This is a genomic window from Streptomyces sp. NPDC043854 (genome assembly GCF_056436005.1).
On record NZ_JBWKDK010000008.1, the window covers coordinates 62,964 to 80,860 of the forward strand.

The 17,897-nt window shown below is 72.0% G+C and carries 14 protein-coding genes; 6 read left to right on the plus strand and 8 right to left on the minus strand.

Annotated features, from left to right (window positions below):
* Positions 1–28: 28 nt before the first annotated feature.
* Positions 29–925, plus strand: a complete 897-nt coding sequence (locus tag AC068A_RS10315; RefSeq protein ID WP_478583408.1) for an LLM class flavin-dependent oxidoreductase — start codon at positions 29–31, stop codon at positions 923–925.
* A 106-nt stretch (positions 926–1,031) separates the two neighbouring features.
* On the opposite strand, the gene AC068A_RS10320 is transcribed toward AC068A_RS10315, so the two are convergent.
* From AC068A_RS10320 to AC068A_RS10330, 3 genes are all read right to left on the minus strand, one after another.
* Positions 1,032–4,073: a tetratricopeptide repeat protein gene (locus tag AC068A_RS10320; RefSeq protein ID WP_478583410.1), complete on the minus strand. Its 3,042-nt coding sequence runs from the start codon at positions 4,071–4,073 to the stop codon at positions 1,032–1,034.
* Positions 4,070–5,947 (minus strand): HSP90 family protein, encoded by a 1,878-nt coding sequence (locus AC068A_RS10325; protein WP_478583412.1) that lies wholly within the window; start codon positions 5,945–5,947, stop codon positions 4,070–4,072. Before AC068A_RS10325 ends, AC068A_RS10320 begins: the two co-directional genes overlap by 4 nt.
* Positions 5,948–6,070: 123 nt before the next feature.
* Positions 6,071–6,610, minus strand: coding sequence for an RNA 2'-phosphotransferase (locus AC068A_RS10330; protein ID WP_478583413.1), 540 nt, complete (start codon positions 6,608–6,610; stop codon positions 6,071–6,073).
* A 138-nt stretch (positions 6,611–6,748) separates the two neighbouring features.
* Here AC068A_RS10330 and AC068A_RS10335 point away from each other — a divergent pair, with 138 nt between their 5' ends.
* Positions 6,749–7,600 carry an aquaporin gene (locus AC068A_RS10335; RefSeq protein WP_478583414.1) on the plus strand — a complete coding sequence of 284 codons (852 nt, stop codon included), beginning with the start codon at positions 6,749–6,751 and terminating at the stop codon, positions 7,598–7,600.
* Positions 7,601–7,690: 90 nt separating this feature from the next.
* Here the strand turns inward: AC068A_RS10335 and AC068A_RS10340 are convergent, their stop codons facing one another.
* The 3 genes from AC068A_RS10340 to AC068A_RS10350 form a co-directional block, all read right to left on the minus strand.
* Entirely contained in the window at positions 7,691–8,629 is a 939-nt protein-coding gene (locus AC068A_RS10340) for a MerR family transcriptional regulator (RefSeq protein ID WP_478583416.1), read from the minus strand.
* 107 nt (positions 8,630–8,736) lie between these two features.
* On the minus strand, positions 8,737–10,554 hold the full coding sequence (locus tag AC068A_RS10345; RefSeq protein WP_478583418.1) for an SDR family oxidoreductase: 1,818 nt from the start codon (positions 10,552–10,554) through the stop codon (positions 8,737–8,739).
* Positions 10,551–11,420 carry a M24 family metallopeptidase gene (locus AC068A_RS10350; RefSeq protein WP_478583419.1) on the minus strand — a complete coding sequence of 290 codons (870 nt, stop codon included), beginning with the start codon at positions 11,418–11,420 and terminating at the stop codon, positions 10,551–10,553. Before AC068A_RS10350 ends, AC068A_RS10345 begins: the two co-directional genes overlap by 4 nt.
* 213 nt (positions 11,421–11,633) lie before the next feature.
* Between AC068A_RS10350 and AC068A_RS10355 the strand changes: the two genes are divergently transcribed.
* From AC068A_RS10355 to AC068A_RS10370, 4 genes are read left to right on the plus strand one after another with little or no spacing between them, the layout of a single operon-like run.
* Positions 11,634–12,605, plus strand: a complete 972-nt coding sequence (locus AC068A_RS10355; protein WP_478583421.1) for an ABC transporter ATP-binding protein — start codon at positions 11,634–11,636, stop codon at positions 12,603–12,605.
* Entirely contained in the window at positions 12,595–13,482 is an 888-nt protein-coding gene (locus AC068A_RS10360) for an ABC transporter permease subunit (protein ID WP_478583423.1), read from the plus strand. Before AC068A_RS10355 ends, AC068A_RS10360 begins: the two co-directional genes overlap by 11 nt.
* Positions 13,479–14,390: an ABC transporter ATP-binding protein gene (locus tag AC068A_RS10365; RefSeq protein ID WP_478583425.1), complete on the plus strand. Its 912-nt coding sequence runs from the start codon at positions 13,479–13,481 to the stop codon at positions 14,388–14,390. The genes AC068A_RS10360 and AC068A_RS10365 overlap by 4 nt, the downstream gene beginning before the upstream one ends.
* Before the next feature lie 14 nt (positions 14,391–14,404).
* Positions 14,405–15,124, plus strand: a complete 720-nt coding sequence (locus tag AC068A_RS10370) for an ABC transporter permease (RefSeq protein ID WP_478583427.1) — start codon at positions 14,405–14,407, stop codon at positions 15,122–15,124.
* A 326-nt stretch (positions 15,125–15,450) separates the two neighbouring features.
* On the opposite strand, the gene AC068A_RS10375 is transcribed toward AC068A_RS10370, so the two are convergent.
* Both AC068A_RS10375 and serS read right to left on the minus strand, forming a co-directional pair.
* Positions 15,451–16,263: an HAD family hydrolase gene (locus AC068A_RS10375; RefSeq protein WP_478583429.1), complete on the minus strand. Its 813-nt coding sequence runs from the start codon at positions 16,261–16,263 to the stop codon at positions 15,451–15,453.
* Complete coding sequence (serS, locus tag AC068A_RS10380) at positions 16,260–17,537, minus strand: serine--tRNA ligase (protein WP_478583430.1); 1,278 nt, start codon at positions 17,535–17,537, stop codon at positions 16,260–16,262. The genes AC068A_RS10375 and serS overlap by 4 nt, the downstream gene beginning before the upstream one ends.
* Positions 17,538–17,897: the final 360 nt, after the last annotated feature.

Genomic DNA, 17,897 nt, shown 5'->3' on the forward strand with positions numbered 1-17,897 from the left:
GGGCAGAACCCGGCGTAGGGTCTGCACCATGCGTCTGAGTACGGTGATCCTCCCCATCCACCGGTGGAGCGAGGGACAGAAGATCTGGCGGCGGGCCGAGGACCTCGGGTTCCACGCCGCGTACACGTACGACCACCTGTCCTGGCGGTCGTTCCGGGACGGGCCGTGGTTCGGGGCGGTGCCCACGTTGACCGCGGCAGCGACGGCTACGCAGAGTATGCGATTGGGTACGCTCGTGACCTCGCCGAACTTCCGGCATCCGGTGACCCTGGCCAAGGAGCTCATGACGCTGGACGACATCTCCGGCGGGCGCATCACCCTCGGCATCGGGGCGGGCGGCAACGGTTTCGACGCGACCGCGCTCGGACAGGACGCCTGGACCCCGCGCGAGCGTGCGGACCGATTCGCCGAGTTCGTGCCGCTGCTCGACCGGCTGCTGACCGAGCCCGCGGTGAGCACGCGCGGCACGTTCTACTGCGCGGACGAGGTCCGCAGCATCCCCGGCTGTGTGCAGCGGCCCCGCCTGCCGTTCGCGGTCGCGGCGACCGGACCGCGCGGACTGAAGCTCGCTGCGGCACACGGTCAGGCCTGGGTGACCACCGGCGATCCGAAGCTGTACGAGGACGGCACCCCCGAGCAGTCGCTGGAGGCACTGCGCGGACAGCTGACCCGGCTGGAGAAGTCCTTCGCGGAGATCGGCCGCGACTTCGACCCGATGGAGAAGATCCTGCTGACCGGGTTCACCCCGGAGCGCAACTCCCTGCTGGCATCCGTGGACGCCTTCGTCGACTTCGCGGGGCGCCACCAGGAGCTCGGCTTCACGGAGCTCGTGATCCACGCGCCGATCCCGGACTCCGACTTCGCCGCCGACCAGGGTGTCTTCGAGAAGATCGCCACCGAGGGGCTGGCCCAGCTGGCCGCCTGACCGGCCGAGCGGCCGACCGGGCAAGCGGCCGAGCCGCCCCCCGGGACTGCGCACGCGAGCCGGTGCTCCCCCGCGGCGGCGGGGTGCACCGGCCGGGCGCCTCAGCTCAGGAGGCCAGCCGTTCGAGCGTGTACTCGGCACGCTCCAACAGGCCCTCCGCCGTGCCCTCGGGCAGCGCCCGCAGCTCGTCGACCAGCGCCGACATACGGGCCACCCCCGCCTCGTCGTGTCCCAGCTCCTGCTCGGTCCAGGCGGCGTACTGGACGCACTGCAACCGGTCGTCCAGATGGTCCGGTCCCAGCTCCGCGTAGACGGCGGCCGCCCGCTCGCACAGGTCGATCTCCTCCAGCCGCAGAGCACGCGTCTCCGCCTCGTCCAGCCTTACGGCGGGCCGCGCGTCCTCGTCGTCTCCGTACTCCTCGTCGAGCTGCTCGGCGGCGGTCACCTGCCGGTCGAGCACCTGCGCCAGCTGGTGCCAGGTCTGGGCGAGCTCGGCCCGCAGCCGAGGATCCCCCGGGTCGGAGGCTGCCGTCAGCACTCCGGCCGCCTCGTCCATCAGGGACCGCGCCCGCGCCACACTTGCGCCGGAAGCTCCCTCGCGCAAGGTCAGCCAGGCCAGGGAGCGCAGGATCCGCACCTCCGCTACCGGCGCGCCGCCGTTCGCCCGGTACAGCTCCAAGGCCCGTTCGTACGCAGCGATCGCCTCCTCGGGCAGCTGCGCCGCGGAGAGCTGGTCCGCGGCCGAGTGGGCCAGGTTCGCCTGCGGCTGGAGGCCGTTCCAGCTCTTGGCCACCTCCGCCGCCAGCAGGAACTGCTCCGCCGCTGCCCGCGGATCGTTCAGCCGGCGCAGCAGGTCGCCGAGGAACTCCCGGGCGGAGACTTCCTGGAGATCGCCGTGCTCCAGCAGGTCGGGCAGTGCCGACTGCAGCACCTCCGCCGCGTCGGCGGTGCGGTCGTTCCGCGCGTACGCCCGGGCCAGGACGAGTCGCGCCTGTGCCCCGTTCACGGAGGCCAGTCCGGCGAGGTCGAACCAGTGCGCCGCGGTCAGCGCGTGCTCGGCCGCCTCGGCTGCCCCTGCCGCCGCGTCGGCCCGCTGCAGCAGGATGTCCGCCAGGGTGAGCCGTGCGGTCCCCTGGGTCTCGGCGTCGGTGATCTCCGCGGCGAACTCCACCGCGGAGCGGGCCGCCTCCTCGGCCTCCTCGGGCTGCCCGAGCGACATCAGCAGCCCGGCCCGGAGCACCAGTGGGTCCACGGCCTGCCACGGGCGGCCCGCCTCGGCCACGCGCCGCGCGGAGGAGCCCAGCAGCACCGCGGCCCGCTCGGGGTCGCCCTGGGACAGGGCGATCCGGCCCAGCAGCTCCTCGGCGTCGGCGGCCAGATCAGGCAGCGTCTGCGCGTGGGCCTCGGCGAAGGCGGCCAGCTCCCGCTGCCCGTGGTCGTGCTCCGGGTCGTGGCCGTGCCCGAGTTCGTGCCCATGCCCGTGCTCGTGGCCGGTCTCGCGGGAGCGCAGGTACGGCTCGATCCGGATCGAGGCCAGTTCCGCGGCGGCGATCCGCCGTGCGCGCAGCGGCTCGCCCGGGTCCAGCGCCTCGGCGGCCCGCGCCGCTGCGGCCAGCAGCTCCCGGACCTGCGGGGGCTCGGCCCCGCACTGGCCGGCCACGCTCGCCAGCCGCAGCTCCGCCAGCGCGGCACGCTGCGCCTGGCCGAGGTCCCGGTAGCGGTCGCGGACCGCCTCCAGAAGCTCGCCTGCCTCCGGGGCGCCGGCACGTGCGGCGGCCAGGGCCCGGCTGTCCGCCACGTCGGCGGCGACCAGCGGATCCACGTCCTCCTCCGGGAGGGCGCCAACCCGCGCGGCCACCTCCGCCCAGAGCCCCTCCGCGGCCGGACGCCCCTGGTCACGAGCCTGCCGGGCCTGCTCCACCAGATCCGCGAAAGAGGCATCGGGGGTGACCGGAGCCGTCGCCGGCCTGGCCGCCGCCCCCGGTACCGCGGCCACGGGCACCGCCGCGGCCGGGGTGCCCGCGGTCTGCGGCAGCGGCGCGCTGCGCACCCCCAGCGGCAGTACGCCGGCCAGCGGCTGTGCTCCGATCCGGGCGAGGAAGCGGTCCGAGACACGGGTCGTGCCGTTGCGGGTGTCGAAGCGGCGGACGATGGCGAGCGAGCCGGCGTACATCAGCTCGTACAGCTCGCAGACGGTGCGGGGTACGCCCTCGTAGGAGGCGGCCGGGCTGTCGCCGTGCCCGAGCTCCTTCAGCCGGCGCAGCAGGACGAGGATGCCGCCGTGGAAGGCCAGCTGGTCGTCGACGTTGGCGAGCGGGCCCAGATGGACGGCGTGCTCGGCGAGGATCTCCAGACCGCGTGACTCGTTGCCGCTCAGCGCGCAGAACTCGATGTGCTTGGCGATCGACGGCAGCAGGCTTTCGTTGCCCCGGGCCAGGCGGTAGCCGCGCAGATGGTGGGAGCGGGCCTCGTCGAGGCGGCCGAGGCGCAGCAGCGGCAGCAGCGAGGCGGCCAGCACCCGGTGGGGCTCCTCGGCGCAGGTCCGCTCGCCCTCCAGCACGGGCCGCCAGTGCTCCAGGGCCTGGGCGTCGTCGCCGCGCAGGGCGGCGTAGCCGCCCTGGCTGTTGAGTTCGCAGGCGTGGCAGTCGCTCATGCTGTCGCGGTCCGCCGCCAGCCAGGCCCGGTGGGCCCGGTCGGCCCGCTCGTCTTCCCCGGTGGAGTGCGCGAGCCACATCTCGGCCTCGCGCACCGGCCGCTCGCTGTAGCCGGCGACCCGGTAGCGGCGCTCCATCTCCGCAACCCAGCCCCAGGCCGACTCCAGCGGGATCTCCGGGGAGTCGGAAATGGCGGTGGCCACCCACTTGAACTGCCAGAACAGGGAGTGGGCGTCCCACTTGGCGAACGATCCGGGGTCTTTGTCGTATTCCTGGAGCAGCCGGGCGAAGGGCACCAGCATCTTGGAGGACTCGGAGCTCCAGAGGTAGGCGTGGACCAGGTTGTCCAGTGCGTCGCGGAACAGGGCCGCGTCGCCGAGGGCCTCCGCCGCGCCGACCAGCGCTTCGGCGTGGGCGTTGCGGGCGGTCCCGTTCGGGGTGTTGCGGTTCTCCGCCAGCCCCCGCTGGATCTCCTCGTGCGTCGTCATCGTCACTGCTGGCCCTCCCGGGTGTCGGCGGAGTGGGTCGCCCATTCCAGGAGCCCGAGGAAGGCCCGGTTGAGCAGGGTGGAGTCGGCTGCACGCAGCGGCCGCTGGGACATCAGCAGCGCCTGCCCGTACAGGGACTCGACGGCGGTGCCGGCCAGCGCCTCGTCGGACAGGGCCGCGATCCGGCGGATGAGCGGGTTGTGGTGGTTGAGTACCAGGCGGGCGCGCGGCGCCGAGCCGCGCAGGGCGCCGAGGATGCCCGTCCACAGGGAGTCGGCGCTGTCCAGCGCGGCGGTCCGGTCGCGCTCCTGGCGGGCCTGCCGGTCGTCGAGGTAGAGCGCCGGGACGGAGACGGGCTGGAAGGCGCGCAGCACCACGTCGCAGCCCTGCGGCTCCAGGCGGGTGCGGGCGGTGGACAGGAAGGAGGCGAGGGCCAGCTCGGCGGCGGTCGGGACCGGGTCGAGCCGCTCGGTGACGGCTCCGGCGTCCAGCTCGGTGACCTTCAGGTCCGGCCGTACGGTGGGCAGCAGGGCGAGCAGGTCGGCGTCGTAGGTGTAGCCGGCGTTGATGACGCCGAGGCCGTGGGCGGCCGCGATCGGGGCGATCTGGCGGAACTCCTCGACGGTGCGGGTGTAGTGGATCTCGCTATGGGCGGCCGCGAACTCCTGAAGGCTCATCGAGCCGTCGCTGGTCTCGAACGGCAGCCAGGGCAGCATCAGGCCGAGCAGTTCGGCGTCGTGCCGGGCCAGGGACTTCACCCCGAGGTGGTGGACGTTCAGGAACGCCGCCAGCCGCTCCGGTTCGCTGGCGGCGAGCTCGGCCAGCCAGGCGCGGATGCGGGCGCCGAGCGCCTCCCGGACGGCGGACAGCGTCTCGTCGTCGTAGAGGTTCTCGCGCGAGGCGGTGGGCCGCAGGGTGTCGGTGTCCAGGACGGCGCGGACGAAGAACGCCCAGTCCGGCAGCAGGTTGTCGGCCCGGTCGGTGAGCAGCATGCCCTTGAGGTGGACCCGGTGTCCGGCCCGGTGGGCGGGGCTGGTCGGCTCGGGCAGGACGTAGGCGACTCCGCGGACCCCGGCGACCGGCAGGTCGAGGTCGATGGTGTCGAGCGGGGTGAAGCCGAAGAGCTGCGCGCAGTGCCCGGCGAGCGCGACGCGGCGGGCGGCCGGGGTGGGGAAGGCGCGGTCCCAGACGGCCGGCCGGTCGGTGACGGGACGCGGCTCGCCGCCCTCGCCGTCGTCGAAGGTGATGTCGTACGGGAGGAGGGAGCCGTAGTCGCGGGCCAGCTGCTCGACCTTGGCGGGGACCATCCACTCCTCGGCCCCCGGGCGGGCCTGGAGGACGACGGTGGTTCCGGGTTCCGGGCGGGCGTCGTCGGGCAGTTCGCGGACGGTGTACGAGCCGTCGTCGGTGGCCAGCCATTCGACGGGGGCGGCCTGCGGGTCGCGCGCGGAGCGGGTGACGACGCGGATCTGGCGGGCGACGACGAAGCAGGCGAGCAGGCCGATGCCGAACTGGCCGAGGAACTCGCGGCGGGTGGTCTCCAGGCCGTGCTCGCCGCCGCGCTTGGAGCTGCGGCCGATCGTGGCGAGGAGGGAGTGGGCCTCGGCGGCGGTCAGGCCGATGCCGCTGTCCTCGATGGTGACCCGGTCCGCGGTCGCCGACAGGCGGATGCGGATCTCCGCCTCGGGGTCGAGCGCGTGGCGGGCGGTGACCGCGTCGACCGCGTTCTGGAGGAGTTCGCGGACGTAGACGCGCGGGCTGGAGTAGAGGTGGTGGGAGAGCAGGTCGACCAGACCGCGCAGGTCCACCTGGAAATTGGCGGCCGAAGGCTCGTCGGTCCGCGCGTCGGGTGCGGGTGCGGATGCGGATGCGGACGTCATGGAGTGTCACCTCGCGTGCGTACGGGAAAGGTTCGGCGATCGCGAGGTGCCCCCCCTCACAGATCCCGGAGTGAGGAACAGATTAGGGGGACGATCTGACAATCTCTTGGGAAATTCGGGCGGTCACGGCAGGCGCAGGAACTGCGGTGGGACGGCGTCCACCAGCCACACCCCGTTGGTGCTGACCCGGAAGACGTGCCCGGCGGCGCGCATCGCGCCCGCGTCCACGCTGAGCACGATCGGCCGGCCGCGCCGCGCGCCGACGCGGGTCGCGGTCTCCCGGTCGGGAGACAGGTGGACGTGGTGGCGGGCCATGGGCCGCAGGCCCTCGGTGCGGATCGCGTCCAGCGCGGCGGCGACCGTGCCGTGGTAGAGGTACGCGGGCGGCTCCGCCTCCGGGAGGTCCAAGTCGACGGGGACGGTGTGGCCCTGGTTGGCGCGGATGCGGGCGCCGTCGACGGCGAAGCGCTGCTTGTCGTTGGTGGCGACGACGTGGTCGAGCTCGGCGCGGGTGATGGGGAAGCCGTGGGCCGCGGCCGCATGCAGGAGGGTGTCGATCTCCACCCAGCCGTGCGGGTCGAGCTCGAGTCCGATGCGCTCCGGCCGGTGCCTCAGGTGTTTCGAGACGTATTTGGACACCTTCACGGTGCGTCTGTCGTCCATGGGCCCAGCTTGCCGCTCCGGACAGCGCCGCCGCAGCGATTTTCCGCCATGCCGCCCGACCGTGAACGCGCCCCCTACCATCCTTCCGGGATACGGAATACATTTTCCATTATTTGTTTCTGCTCAGGGGGAGGACCCATGACGATCCACGCTTCCCTGCCGCGCCGGGCGGCCGCCGAGCTCGTCGGCACCGCCGGCCTGCTCGTGGTGGTGATCGGGTCCGGCATCCAGGCCGCCGGCCTCAGCCGCGACACCGGCGTCGCCCTCGTCGCGAACTCGCTCGCGTCGGCCATCGGCCTCGGGCTGATCATCACCTTGTTCGGGCCGCTGTCCGGGGCCCACCTCAACCCCGTGGTCACCCTCACCTCCTGGTGGGTCCATCGGCGCGGCGGCGAGGGGCCGGCCGGGCGGGAGGCGCTCGTCTACACCGCGGCGCAGACCGCCGGGGCGGTCGCCGGGGCGCTCCTCGCCGAGGTGATGTTCGGGCGCGCCCCGGGCGTCCTCTCCACCCGGGTCCGCGACGGCGGCCACCTCCTCATCGGGGAGATCGTCGCCACCGCCGGGCTCGTCCTCGTCATCCAGGGGCTGGAGCGCATCGGGCGCACGAACCTCGTCCCGGCGGCGGTGGCGGCGTACATCGGCTGCGCGATCTGGTTCACCTCCTCGGGCTCCTTCGCGAACCCGGCCGGCACCGTCGGGCGGGCCTTCAGCGATTCCTTCGCGGGCATCGCCCCGCAGTCGCTGCCCGGTTTCGTCGCGGCACAGCTGGTCGGCGGGGGCGCGGGACTGGCACTCGCCGGTTTCCTCTACGGCAGCACGGGGCGCGGCGCGGGTCGGGTCGCGGCGCGCGGCGCAGGTCGGCGTACGGGCGGGGGCGCGGGCGCGGGCGCCGGTGGTCGGGAGGCCGAGGGCGGGGGCCCGGGTCGGGAGGCCGAGGGCGGCACGCGGGAAGCCCCCGCCGCCAGACCCGCGTACGAGGCCGTCAGCTGAGTCGTCCACAGGGTTGCCCACAGGAATCACCGACTTGTCCACAGCCGGTTGGGTGGCATTTGACGGTAAACGAGTGATCCGTCCTGTGGACTACCGGCTGCCGTCGGCCGGGATCCGGCGGCCGCCCCGCTGTGCCAGGTCGTTCATCGTGCGGGCCTGGATCTCCCGTTCGGTCGCCGCCCGGACGAACTCCCCCACGTGCTCGGCGCCGACCAGCTCCTGCACCGCCCGTACCGTCCCGGCCGGGAGGGCCACCGACACCGGCCCCGCCGCCTGCGGCGCGCCGGCGGCGCCGAGGTGCCGCTGCAGGTGCCGGGTCGCGAACAACTGCATGGCCCGGGCCAGCTCGGCGTCCACGGTCTGCTGCGCCAGCGGCCGCAGCCGGCGGACCAGCGCCGCCGCCTCCGCCGCGTCCGCATCCGTCGGCGGTACCTGCCCCAGGTAGCGCGCGAAGACGTGCTCGGTGGTGAACTCCAGGAAGCGGGAGGCTATGTGCTCCACCTGCCCGCGCAGCTCCCGCAGGTGCCCGGTGATCGCCGGCAGCGGCACTCCGGCCGCGTACAGCTCGGCGGCCACCGCCAGTTCCTGCGACGAAGGGACGAGGAACTCCTCCGGACGGCCCGGGATCCGCTCCAACACGCCCAGCTCACAGGCCTCGTTCACGGCGTCGTCGTCGGACGTGCCGCCGAAGCGCTCGTTCAGCTCGGCCCGGCTGACCCGGACCGCCTCCTCGTCGGTCCACGGTCCGTGCACCTCGGCGACGAGCCCCAGGACGCCGCCGAGCCCCCGCCCCGCGTCCCAGGCCTCCAGCAGCTCCTTGATGGAGGCCAGGGTGTAGCCGCGGTCCAGCAGGTCCGCGATCTGGCGCAGCCGGGCCAGATGCGTGTCGCGGTAGACGTTCGAACGGCCGCGCCGCTCGGGCTTCGGCAGCAGGCCACGGTCCTGGTACGCCCGGATCGTGCGCACCGTGGCTCCGCTGTGGTGCGCCAGATCCTCGATCCGGTACTCGGCTGCTGCCTGATCGGACAATCCCGGCTCCCTACGACATGGCGGCCCGGTCCCGCCTGCTCAGCGAGCCCTCCTGCGAGGGATGGTACGACCGCCGGAATGAGGGGTACACGGCCGCGTGGCCCCGTTCACAGCCGGGGTTCCATCCGGGCCAGCCGCCGCAGGACGCGCGGCGCGAAGCGGGACATCCACAGGGCGCCCTTGGACTCCGGTGTCACCGGGACCACGGCCTCGTTGCGCACGACCGCCCGCAGGATCGCGTCGGCGACCTTCTCCGGCGGGAAGTTGCGCAGCCCGTACAGCCGCGAGGCGCGCTCCTGGCGGCGCTTCTCCTCGGCCGCGTCCACTCCGGCGAACCGGGAGGTGGCGGTGATGTTGGTGTTCACGATGCCCGGGCAGATCGCCGAGACGCCGATCGACTGCGGGGCGAGTTCGGCGCGCAGGCACTCCGACAGCATCAGCACCGCCGCTTTCGAGGTGCTGTACGCAGGCAGGGTCCGGGACGGCAGGTAGGCGGCGGCGGACGCGGTGTTGACGATGTGTCCGCCCTGGCCGCGCTCGGCCATCTGCTTCCCGAAGATCCGGCAGCCGTGGATGACGCCCCACAGGTTGACGTCGAGGACCTTCCTCCAGTCCTCCGCCGTGGTTTCCAGGAACGGGCCCGACAGGCCGATCCCGGCGTTGTTGACCAGGACGTCCACCACGCCGTACTCGGCCGCGGTCTTCGCCGCGAGCTTCTCCATGGCCTGCTCGTCGCTGACGTCGACGCATTCGCCCCAGGCCTCGGGGGCTCCGATGAGCCGCGCCATGTCGGCCGTGCGCCTCGCGCCCTCCGCGTCCCGGTCCACGCACACCACCCGGGCTCCGGCCTCGGCGAACGCGAGGGCGGTGGCCCGGCCGATGCCGCTGCCGGCGCCGGTGACCAGGACCAGGCGGCCCCCGAACCAGTCGGCGTACTTGCCCGGAGCCCTGTCCTTCGGAGCCCGTGCGGCGGGCTCCTCGCGGGTGGTGACGAACTCGGTGATCCATGCGGCCAGCTGGTCGGGGCGGGTCCGGGGCACCCAGTGCCTGGCCGGCAGGGTGCGCCGTACGAGGTCGGGGGCCCACCGCTCCAGGTCGTCGTAGAGCTTCTCGGAGAGGAAGGCGTCACCGGTCGGCGTGATCAGCTGTACGGGTGTGTGGGCGTACGCGTCGGCGCGGGGGCGGCTCAGCCGGGACCGTACGTTGTCGCGGTAGAGCCAGGCCCCGTGCGCGGCGTCCGACGGCAGGGAGGGCGTCGGGTAGGAGCCGGCCGGCACCTTCTCGAGGCGCTCGAGGATGCCGGGCCACCGCTTGCCGAGCGGCCCGCGCCAGGCGAGCTCCGGCAGGACGGGCGTGTGGAGCATGTAGACGTACCAGGACTTGAGGCCCTGACCCAGCAGCTGCGCGGCCCGGCGCGGGGTGGGCCGGCTCATCCGCTTCTTGATCCAGTGCCCGAAGTGGTCGAGGGAGGGCCCCGACACGGAGGTGAAGGAGGCGATCCGGCCCTCGGTACGGGCGACGGTCGCGAACTCCCAGCCCTGTACGGAACCCCAGTCGTGGCCGACCAGGTGCACCGGACGCTCCGGGCTGACCGCGTCCGCCACCGCCAGGAAGTCGTCGGTCAGCTTCTCCAGCGTGAACCCGCCGCGCAGTGGCTTGGGAGCGGTGGAGCGCCCGTGGCCGCGTACGTCGTAGAGCACCACATGGAAGCGGGCCGCGAGCCGTTCGGCGACCTCCGCCCAGACCTCCTTGCTGTCGGGGTACCCGTGCACCAGCACCACGGTGGGCCGGGCCGTGTCCCCGAGCTCGACCACGCACAGGTCGATCCCGCCGGTGCTCACCCGTCGCTCGCGCGCTCCCGCCAGGCCCGTCCGGCGCACGCCGTCCACCCCGTCCACCCCGTTCACCCGGTTCACCCCGTTCATGCTGCCTTCTCCTCGGCCCAGCGCCGCACGTGCGGCAGATCGTCGTCCAGCCAGAACGCGCTCTCCTCGGGATCCCGGGAGTCGGTGACGACCAGGATCTCCTCGAACTTCGCGCCGGTGCCCCGGAACCCCAGGTGCGGCTCCACCGCCCACAGCCCGGGCTGCGGGGCGTGGTCGGAGAAGCGGTACGGGCTCCACAGCGGGGACCAGCCCTCCCGGTGCCCGTGCAGTGCGTCGGAGGCCAGCCCCTTGAGGGACTGCACCCCGAACCCGAACGCGGTCGGGGACCAGCGCCGCTCCCGCACCCGGTCGATCTTGTGCGCGATCACGCCGAAGGGGTAGGCGCGGTGCCGGTTGGCGTACCCCTGGCGGACCATCAGCCGGTCGACGTTCTCGTATACCTCGCGCAGCGAGCGGCGCTCGCGGACCTGTTCGAGGATCAGCTCCCGGTGGGCGCGCAGGTCGGACATCAGCCGGTCCTGCACCGGGTTCAACCCGAGGCTGCCCGAGTACCCGATATCGGCCGCGTAACCCCGGTGGACCGGTGCCATGTCGAGGATGAACGGCATCCCCGGCTCCAGCTTCCGGTTGGTCGGGAAGAACTGGAGCGGGACCTTGAAGTCCACGAAGGCGGTGCGGTCCCCGAACCAGGCGAAGGGCAGGTGGAACCAGTCCCGTACCCCGCGCTCGCGCAGCCACTCCCGCTGCATCCGTGCGGCCTCGCGCTCGGTCACGCCCGGCCGCAGCTGCGCCGCCACGGCCTCGGCGCACTCGTACGCAAGGCGCTGCACCTCTCTGAAACCGTGGAGGTCGGCGGCGAGCCGACCGGTGAGCTGTGCGGTGCGATGCCTCGTGTCCCCACCCATAGCCGTCCGTCCGTAGAGCCGTACCGCCCGTAACTTGACACTGATGAATGTGACAATGGCCGGAGGCCACGTCAAGGGGCGTGCCTGGGACCTGTGGACAAAGTTGTCCGGTGCACATCAGCCTTCGGTCAGGGTCCGTAGTCCTGAAGGCTGATACCGGATCGCGCTCCAAGTCTGACGACCTGCGATTGACGCGCCACTACCGTCGAAGCCGTGACAGTCATCGCGGCCGAAGGCCTGACCAAGCGGTACCCCCGAGTGACCGCCATCGACCGGCTCTCCCTGGACATCGGCCCGGGAGTGACCGGCCTGGTGGGCGCCAACGGGGCCGGCAAGTCCACGCTGATCAAGATCCTGCTGGGACTGTCCCCCGCCACCGAGGGGCGCGCCTCCGTGCTCGGCCTCGACGTCGCGACGCACGGCGGCGCCATTCGCGAGCGGGTCGGCTACATGCCCGAGCACGACTGCCTGCCGCCCGACGTCTCGGCCACCGAGTTCGTCGTGCACATGGCGCGCATGTCCGGGCTCCCGCCGACCGCCGCCCGCGAGCGGACCGCCGACACCCTGCGCCACGTGGGGCTGTACGAGGAGCGCTACCGTCCCATCGGCGGCTACTCCACCGGCATGAAGCAGCGCGTCAAGCTCGCCCAGGCGCTCGTCCACGACCCGCAGCTGGTCCTCCTCGACGAGCCCACCAACGGCCTCGACCCGGTCGGCCGTGACGAGATGCTCGGCCTGATCCGCCGCGTGTACACCGACTTCGGCATCTCGGTGCTGGTCACCTCCCATCTCCTCGGGGAGCTGGAGCGGACCTGCGACCACGTCGTGGTCGTCGACGGCGGCAAGCTGCTGCGCTCCAGCTCCACCAGCGACTTCATGCAGACCACAGCGACCGTCGCCGTCGAGGTCACCGACTCGGACGCGCACCCGGACGGCACCGCCGCCCTGCGCGCGGCGCTCACCGCGGCGGGCGTCGTCCTGCACCCGGGCGAGGAGCAGGGCCTGCCCGGCGCGGGCCACATCCTGCTCGTCGAGGCCACCGGCGAGAGCACCTACGACACCATCGTCGACACCGTCGCCCGCCTCGGGCTCGGCCTGGTCCGCATGGAGCAGCGGCGCCACCACATCGCGGAGGTATTCCGTGACAACGACCAGCGGAAGGGAACCGGTACCGATGGCGCCTGAGACCTCCACCCAGATCCACAACATCGGCTACCGGTCCTACGAAGGCGCCCGGCTCGGCCGCTCCTACGCCCGCACCTCGCTGTACTCGCAGTCCCTGCGCGGTGCGTACGGACTCGGCCGCTCGGCCAAGTCCAAGGTCCTCCCGATGATCCTCTTCGCGGTGATGTGCGTCCCCGCGCTGATCATCGTGGCCATCGCCATCGCGGTGCCCGGGTCGACCGGCCTGCCGATCAAGTACACGACGTACGCCCTGACCACCCAGATGGTCATCGGCCTGTACCTCGCCTCGCAGGCACCCCAGTCGGTCTCCCGGGACCTGCGGTTCAAGACCGTGCCGCTGTACTTCTCGCGGCCCATCGAGCGGGTCGACTACGTCCTCGCCAAGTACGCGGCGATGGCCTCCGCCCTGTTCATCCTCACCGCCACACCGCTGCTGATCATGTGGATCGGCTCGCTGCTGGCCAAATTTGACTTTGCGGACCAGACCAAGGGGTTCGCTCAGGGGCTGGTCTCCGTGCTGCTGCTCTCGGTCCTGTTCGCCGGCCTGGGCCTGGTCGTTGCCGCGCTCACCCCGCGCCGCGGGTTCGGCGTCGCCGGCATCATCGCCCTGCTGCTGATCCCCTACGGCGCGGTCACCGCGGTGCAGGGCGTCGCCTACAGCGCCGGGGAGACCGCACCGATCGAGTGGATGGGCCTGTTCTCCCCGATCACCCTGATCGACGGCATGCAGACGGCGTTCCTCGGCGCCACCTCCGCCTTCCCGGGCGGCGAGGGCCCCTCGGCCGGCGTCGGCTTCGTCTACCTGCTCGTCATCCTCGCCCTCATCGTCGGCTCGTACGCCGCCCTGATGGCGCGCTACCGGAAGGCCGGGCTGTGACCACCATCGACATCGACCACACCTCCCGCTGGTTCGGGAACGTCGTCGCCGTCAACGACGTGACCATGCGCATCGGCCCCGGCGTCACCGGACTGCTCGGGCCCAACGGCGCCGGCAAGTCCACCCTCATCAACATGATGGGCGGCTTCCTGGCCCCCTCCACGGGCACCGTCACCCTCGACGGCGCCCCCATCTGGGGCAACGAGCAGGCCTACCGGCAGATCGGCGTCGTACCCGAGCGCGAGGCCATGTACGACTTCCTCACCGGCCGGGAGTTCGTGGTCGCCAACGCCGAACTCCACGGCCTCGACGCCGCCGCCGCGCAGCGCGCCCTGGCCACCGTCGAGATGGAGTACGCCCAGGACCGCAAGATCGCGACCTACTCCAAGGGCATGCGCCAGCGCGTGAAGATGGCCTCCGCGCTCGTCCACGACCCGTCGGTGCTCCTCCTCGACGAGCCGTTCAACGGCATGGACCCGCGTCAGCGCATGCAACTGATGGACCTGCTGCGGCGCATGGGCGAGGAAGGGCGCACCGTCCTGTTCTCCTCCCACATCCTGGAGGAGGTCGAGCAGCTCGCCTCCCACATCGAGGTGGTCGTCGCCGGCCGGCACGCCGCCTCCGGCGACTTCCGCAAGATCCGCCGCCTGATGACGGACCGCCCGCACCGCTACCTGGTCCGTTCCTCCGACGACCGGGCCCTCGCCGCAGCCCTGATCGCCGACCCGTCCACAGCCGGGATCGAGGTCGACGTCAAGGAAGGCGCCCTGCGCATCGAGGCCGTCGACTTCGGGCGCTTCACCGAGCTGCTGCCGCAGGTCGCCCGGGCCCACGGCATCCGGCTGCTGACGGTCTCACCCTCCGACGAGTCCCTCGAGTCGGTCTTCTCCTACCTCGTCGCGGCCTGAAGGAGCTGGCACCCATGTACAACCCCACCGTGGCCCGGCTCACCTACCGTGCCCTGCTCGGCCGCCGCCGCGCGCTGATCCTTTTCGCGCTGCCCGCCATGCTGATCGTCATCGCCGCGGCCGTCCGCGTCTTCATGGGCCTGGACGACAAGATCGCCGCCGATCTGCTGGGCGGCTTCGCGCTCGCCACCATGGTCCCGCTGATCGGTGTCATCGCCGGCACCGGTGCCATCGGGCCGGAGATCGACGACGGCTCGATCGTCTACCTGCTCTCGAAGCCGGTGAAGCGGCCGACGATCATCATGACCAAGCTGATCGTCGCGATCGCCGTCACCATGGCCTTCTCCGCCATCCCGACCCTGATCGCCGGCTTCATCCTCAACAACAACGGCCAGCAGATCGCCGTCGCCTACACCGTCGCCGCGCTGGTCGCCTCCATCGCCTACAGCGCCCTGTTCCTGCTGCTGGGCACCATCAGCCGGCACGCGGTGGTCTTCGGCCTGGTCTACGCCCTGATCTGGGAGTCGCTCTTCGGTAGCCTGGTCTCCGGGGCCAAGACCCTGAGCGTCCAGCAGTGGGCCCTGGCCCTGGCCGAGAAGGTCGCCGGCGAAGGCTATGTCGACGCCACCGTCGCCCTGCCCACCGCGATCACCCTGCTGACGGTGGTCACCGTCGGCGCCACCCTGTACGCCGGCCAGAAGCTGCGCCGCCTCACCCTCGCCGGCGAGGAGTAGGACGAGCCCGGCACGAGCCCGGAATCCCTGTGCCCCGCCCGGCCCACCGGCCAGGCGGGGCACAGCCGTGCGGGGCATGACCGAGCACCCCCGCCCCAGCCGCCCTCCTGAGCATGTTTCACGTGAAACATGACCGGCGGCGACCTGACCGGGGGTCGGCGCCGAGGCGCCGAAAATCACTGGTACGGGGCTTCCGCCGGGGGCAGAGTGGGCGGTGCGGGGAGAACAAAAGGTCCGGGGCAGCCACTTCGAGCGCGCCGTTCGGCGCGGGCTGCCCCGGACCCTCGTATCTGCGCTTGCGCGCCGTGTCCTTGTGCGGTGGCGTCTTACGCGGCGCCCAGCAGGCGCTCCAGTACCACCGCGATGCCGTCCTCCTCGTTGGAGGTCGTGACCTCGCCGGCCACTGCCTTGAGCTCCGGATGGGCGTTGGCCATCGCCACGCCGTGCGCCGCCCAGCCGAACATCGGGATGTCGTTGGGCATGTCGCCGAAGGCGATCGTCTCGGCGGCCCTCACCCCCAGCCGACGAGCGGCCAGGGAGAGCCCGGTGGCCTTGGTCAGGCCGAGCGGCAGGATCTCCACTATCCCCGGACCGGCCATGACGATGTCGACCAGTGAGCCGACGGTCTGCCGGGCCACCGTGACCAGGGCGTCGTCGTCGAGCTCCGGGTGCTGGATGTACAGCTTGTTCAGCGGAGCCGACCACACCGCGGCGGTGTCCTCCAGATAGACCGCAGGCAGGCCTGCCTGCACCCGGTAACCGGGCCCGGACAGCACATCGCCATCGACCCCGTCACGGCTGGCAGCCAGCGCCAGCGGGCCCACCTCGGCCTCCAGCTTCGACAGCGCCAGGCCGGCCAGCTGCCGGTCCAGCGTCACCGAGGTCAGCAGCCGGTGGGCTCCCGCGTCGTAGACCTGGGCGCCCTGGCCGCACACCGCTATCCCCCGGTAGCCGAGGTCGTCCAGCACGCGCCGGGTCCAGGGCACGGCCCGGCCGGTGACGATGATGTGGACGGCGCCCGCCGCGGTGGCCGCGGCGAGCGCTTCCCGAGTGCGTTCCGAGACGGTGTCGTCGCCACGCAGCAGCGTGCCGTCGAGATCGGTCGCGACGAGCTTGTACGGGAACGGGGCCGGGCTCACTTGGTGACCGGCTCCAGGACCTCGCGGCCGCCCAGGTACGGACGGAGCACAGCGGGGACCCGGACCGAGCCGTCGGCCTGCTGGTGGTTCTCCAGGATCGCGACGATCGTGCGCGGCACGGCGCACAGCGTGCCGTTCAGCGTCGCGAGCGGCTGGGTCTTCTTGCCGTCGCGGACGCGGATCGACAGGCGGCGGGCCTGGAAGCCGTCGCAGTTCGAGGCGGAGGTCAGCTCGCGGTACTTGCCCTGCGTCGGGATCCACGCCTCGCAGTCGAACTTGCGCGAGGCGGAGGCACCGAGGTCACCGGTGGCGACGTCGATCACCTGGAACGGCAGCTCCAGGCTGGTCAGCCACTGCTTCTCCCAGGCGAGGAGGCGGGCGTGCTCGGCTTCGGCGTCCTCCGGCGCGACGTACGAGAACATCTCGACCTTGTCGAACTGGTGGACGCGGAAGATGCCGCGGGTGTCCTTGCCGTAGGTGCCGGCCTCGCGGCGGAAGCACGGCGAGAAGCCGGCGTACCGCAGCGGAAGCTTCTCGGCGTCGATGATCTCGTCCATGTGGTACGCGGCGAGCGGGACCTCGGAGGTGCCGACCAGGTAGTAGTCGTCCTTCTCCAGGTGGTAGACGTTCTCGGCGGCCTGGCCGAGGAAGCCGGTGCCCTCCATGGCCCGGGGGCGCACCAGTGCCGGGGTCAGCATGGGGATGAACCCGGCCTCGGTGGCCTGCGCGATCGCCGCGTTGACCAGGGCCAGCTCCAGCAGGGCGCCTACGCCGGTCAGGTAGTAGAAGCGCGAGCCCGACACCTTGGCGCCGCGCTCGACGTCGATGGCGCCCAGCGCCTCGCCGAGCTCCAGGTGGTCCTTGGGCTCGAAGCCTTCGGCGGCGAAGTCGCGGATCGCGCCGTGCGTCTCGAGGACGGTGAAGTCCTCCTCGCCGCCGATCGGGACGTCCGGGTGGACGACGTTGCCGAGCTTGAGGAGCAGCTTGCGGGCCGCTTCGTCGGCCTCGTTCTGCTCGGCCTCGGCCGCCTTGACGTCGGCCTTGAGCTGCTCGGCCTTCTTCAGCAGCTCCGCGCGCTCCTCCGGGGAGGCCTTGGGGATGAGCTTGCCGAGCGACTTCTGCTCGTTGCGCAGTTCGTCGAAGCGCATCCCGGAGGACCTGCGGCGCTCGTCGGCGGAGAGCACGGCGTCGACGAGATCGACGTCCTCTCCACGGGCGCGCTGCGAGGCGCGGACACGGTCAGGGTCTTCACGGAGCAGCCGAAGGTCAATCACTCCTCCAGGCTACCGGTCTGGGCTTGCCGGGCTCACACCGATATCACGCTGCGTGTCGCTATGCCCTAATTGCCGCGAATGGAAAACTCTCCTCGGTGGCCGGAAACGGCCGCTCCCGTTCGGTCGGTAAAGGCCGCCCCTTCCCGGGAGGATGCAACCCGGCATTCGGACGGCGGCGGGGCGGCCGACTGGTCCCCCCGTCTTGTCCACAGGAATTGTCCGCCGGCAAGAGTTGTCCACAGGCTGTGAGCCGCATCTGTGGACACGGAATCAGATCAATCCCGTCCACTGGGTGGTCATCCCGATTCAAGGTTCAAACCACCTTCACACACTCATTCGGGTGGGAATGGCTCGCTCCAA

What these genes read in the sequence shown, in the direction of transcription:
- AC068A_RS10315 (WP_478583408.1), top strand. Translation starts at nt 29, where the DNA reads ATGCGTCTGAGTACGGTGATCCTCCCCATCCACCGGTGGAGCGAGGGA.
- AC068A_RS10325 (WP_478583412.1), bottom strand. Translation starts at nt 5,947, where the DNA reads ATGACGTCCGCATCCGCATCCGCACCCGCACCCGACGCGCGGACCGAC.
- AC068A_RS10330 (WP_478583413.1), bottom strand. Translation starts at nt 6,610, where the DNA reads ATGGACGACAGACGCACCGTGAAGGTGTCCAAATACGTCTCGAAACAC.
- AC068A_RS10335 (WP_478583414.1), top strand. Translation starts at nt 6,749, where the DNA reads ATGACGATCCACGCTTCCCTGCCGCGCCGGGCGGCCGCCGAGCTCGTC.
- AC068A_RS10345 (WP_478583418.1), bottom strand. Translation starts at nt 10,554, where the DNA reads ATGAACGGGGTGAACCGGGTGAACGGGGTGGACGGGGTGGACGGCGTG.
- AC068A_RS10350 (WP_478583419.1), bottom strand. Translation starts at nt 11,420, where the DNA reads ATGGGTGGGGACACGAGGCATCGCACCGCACAGCTCACCGGTCGGCTC.
- AC068A_RS10360 (WP_478583423.1), top strand. Translation starts at nt 12,595, where the DNA reads ATGGCGCCTGAGACCTCCACCCAGATCCACAACATCGGCTACCGGTCC.
- AC068A_RS10370 (WP_478583427.1), top strand. Translation starts at nt 14,405, where the DNA reads ATGTACAACCCCACCGTGGCCCGGCTCACCTACCGTGCCCTGCTCGGC.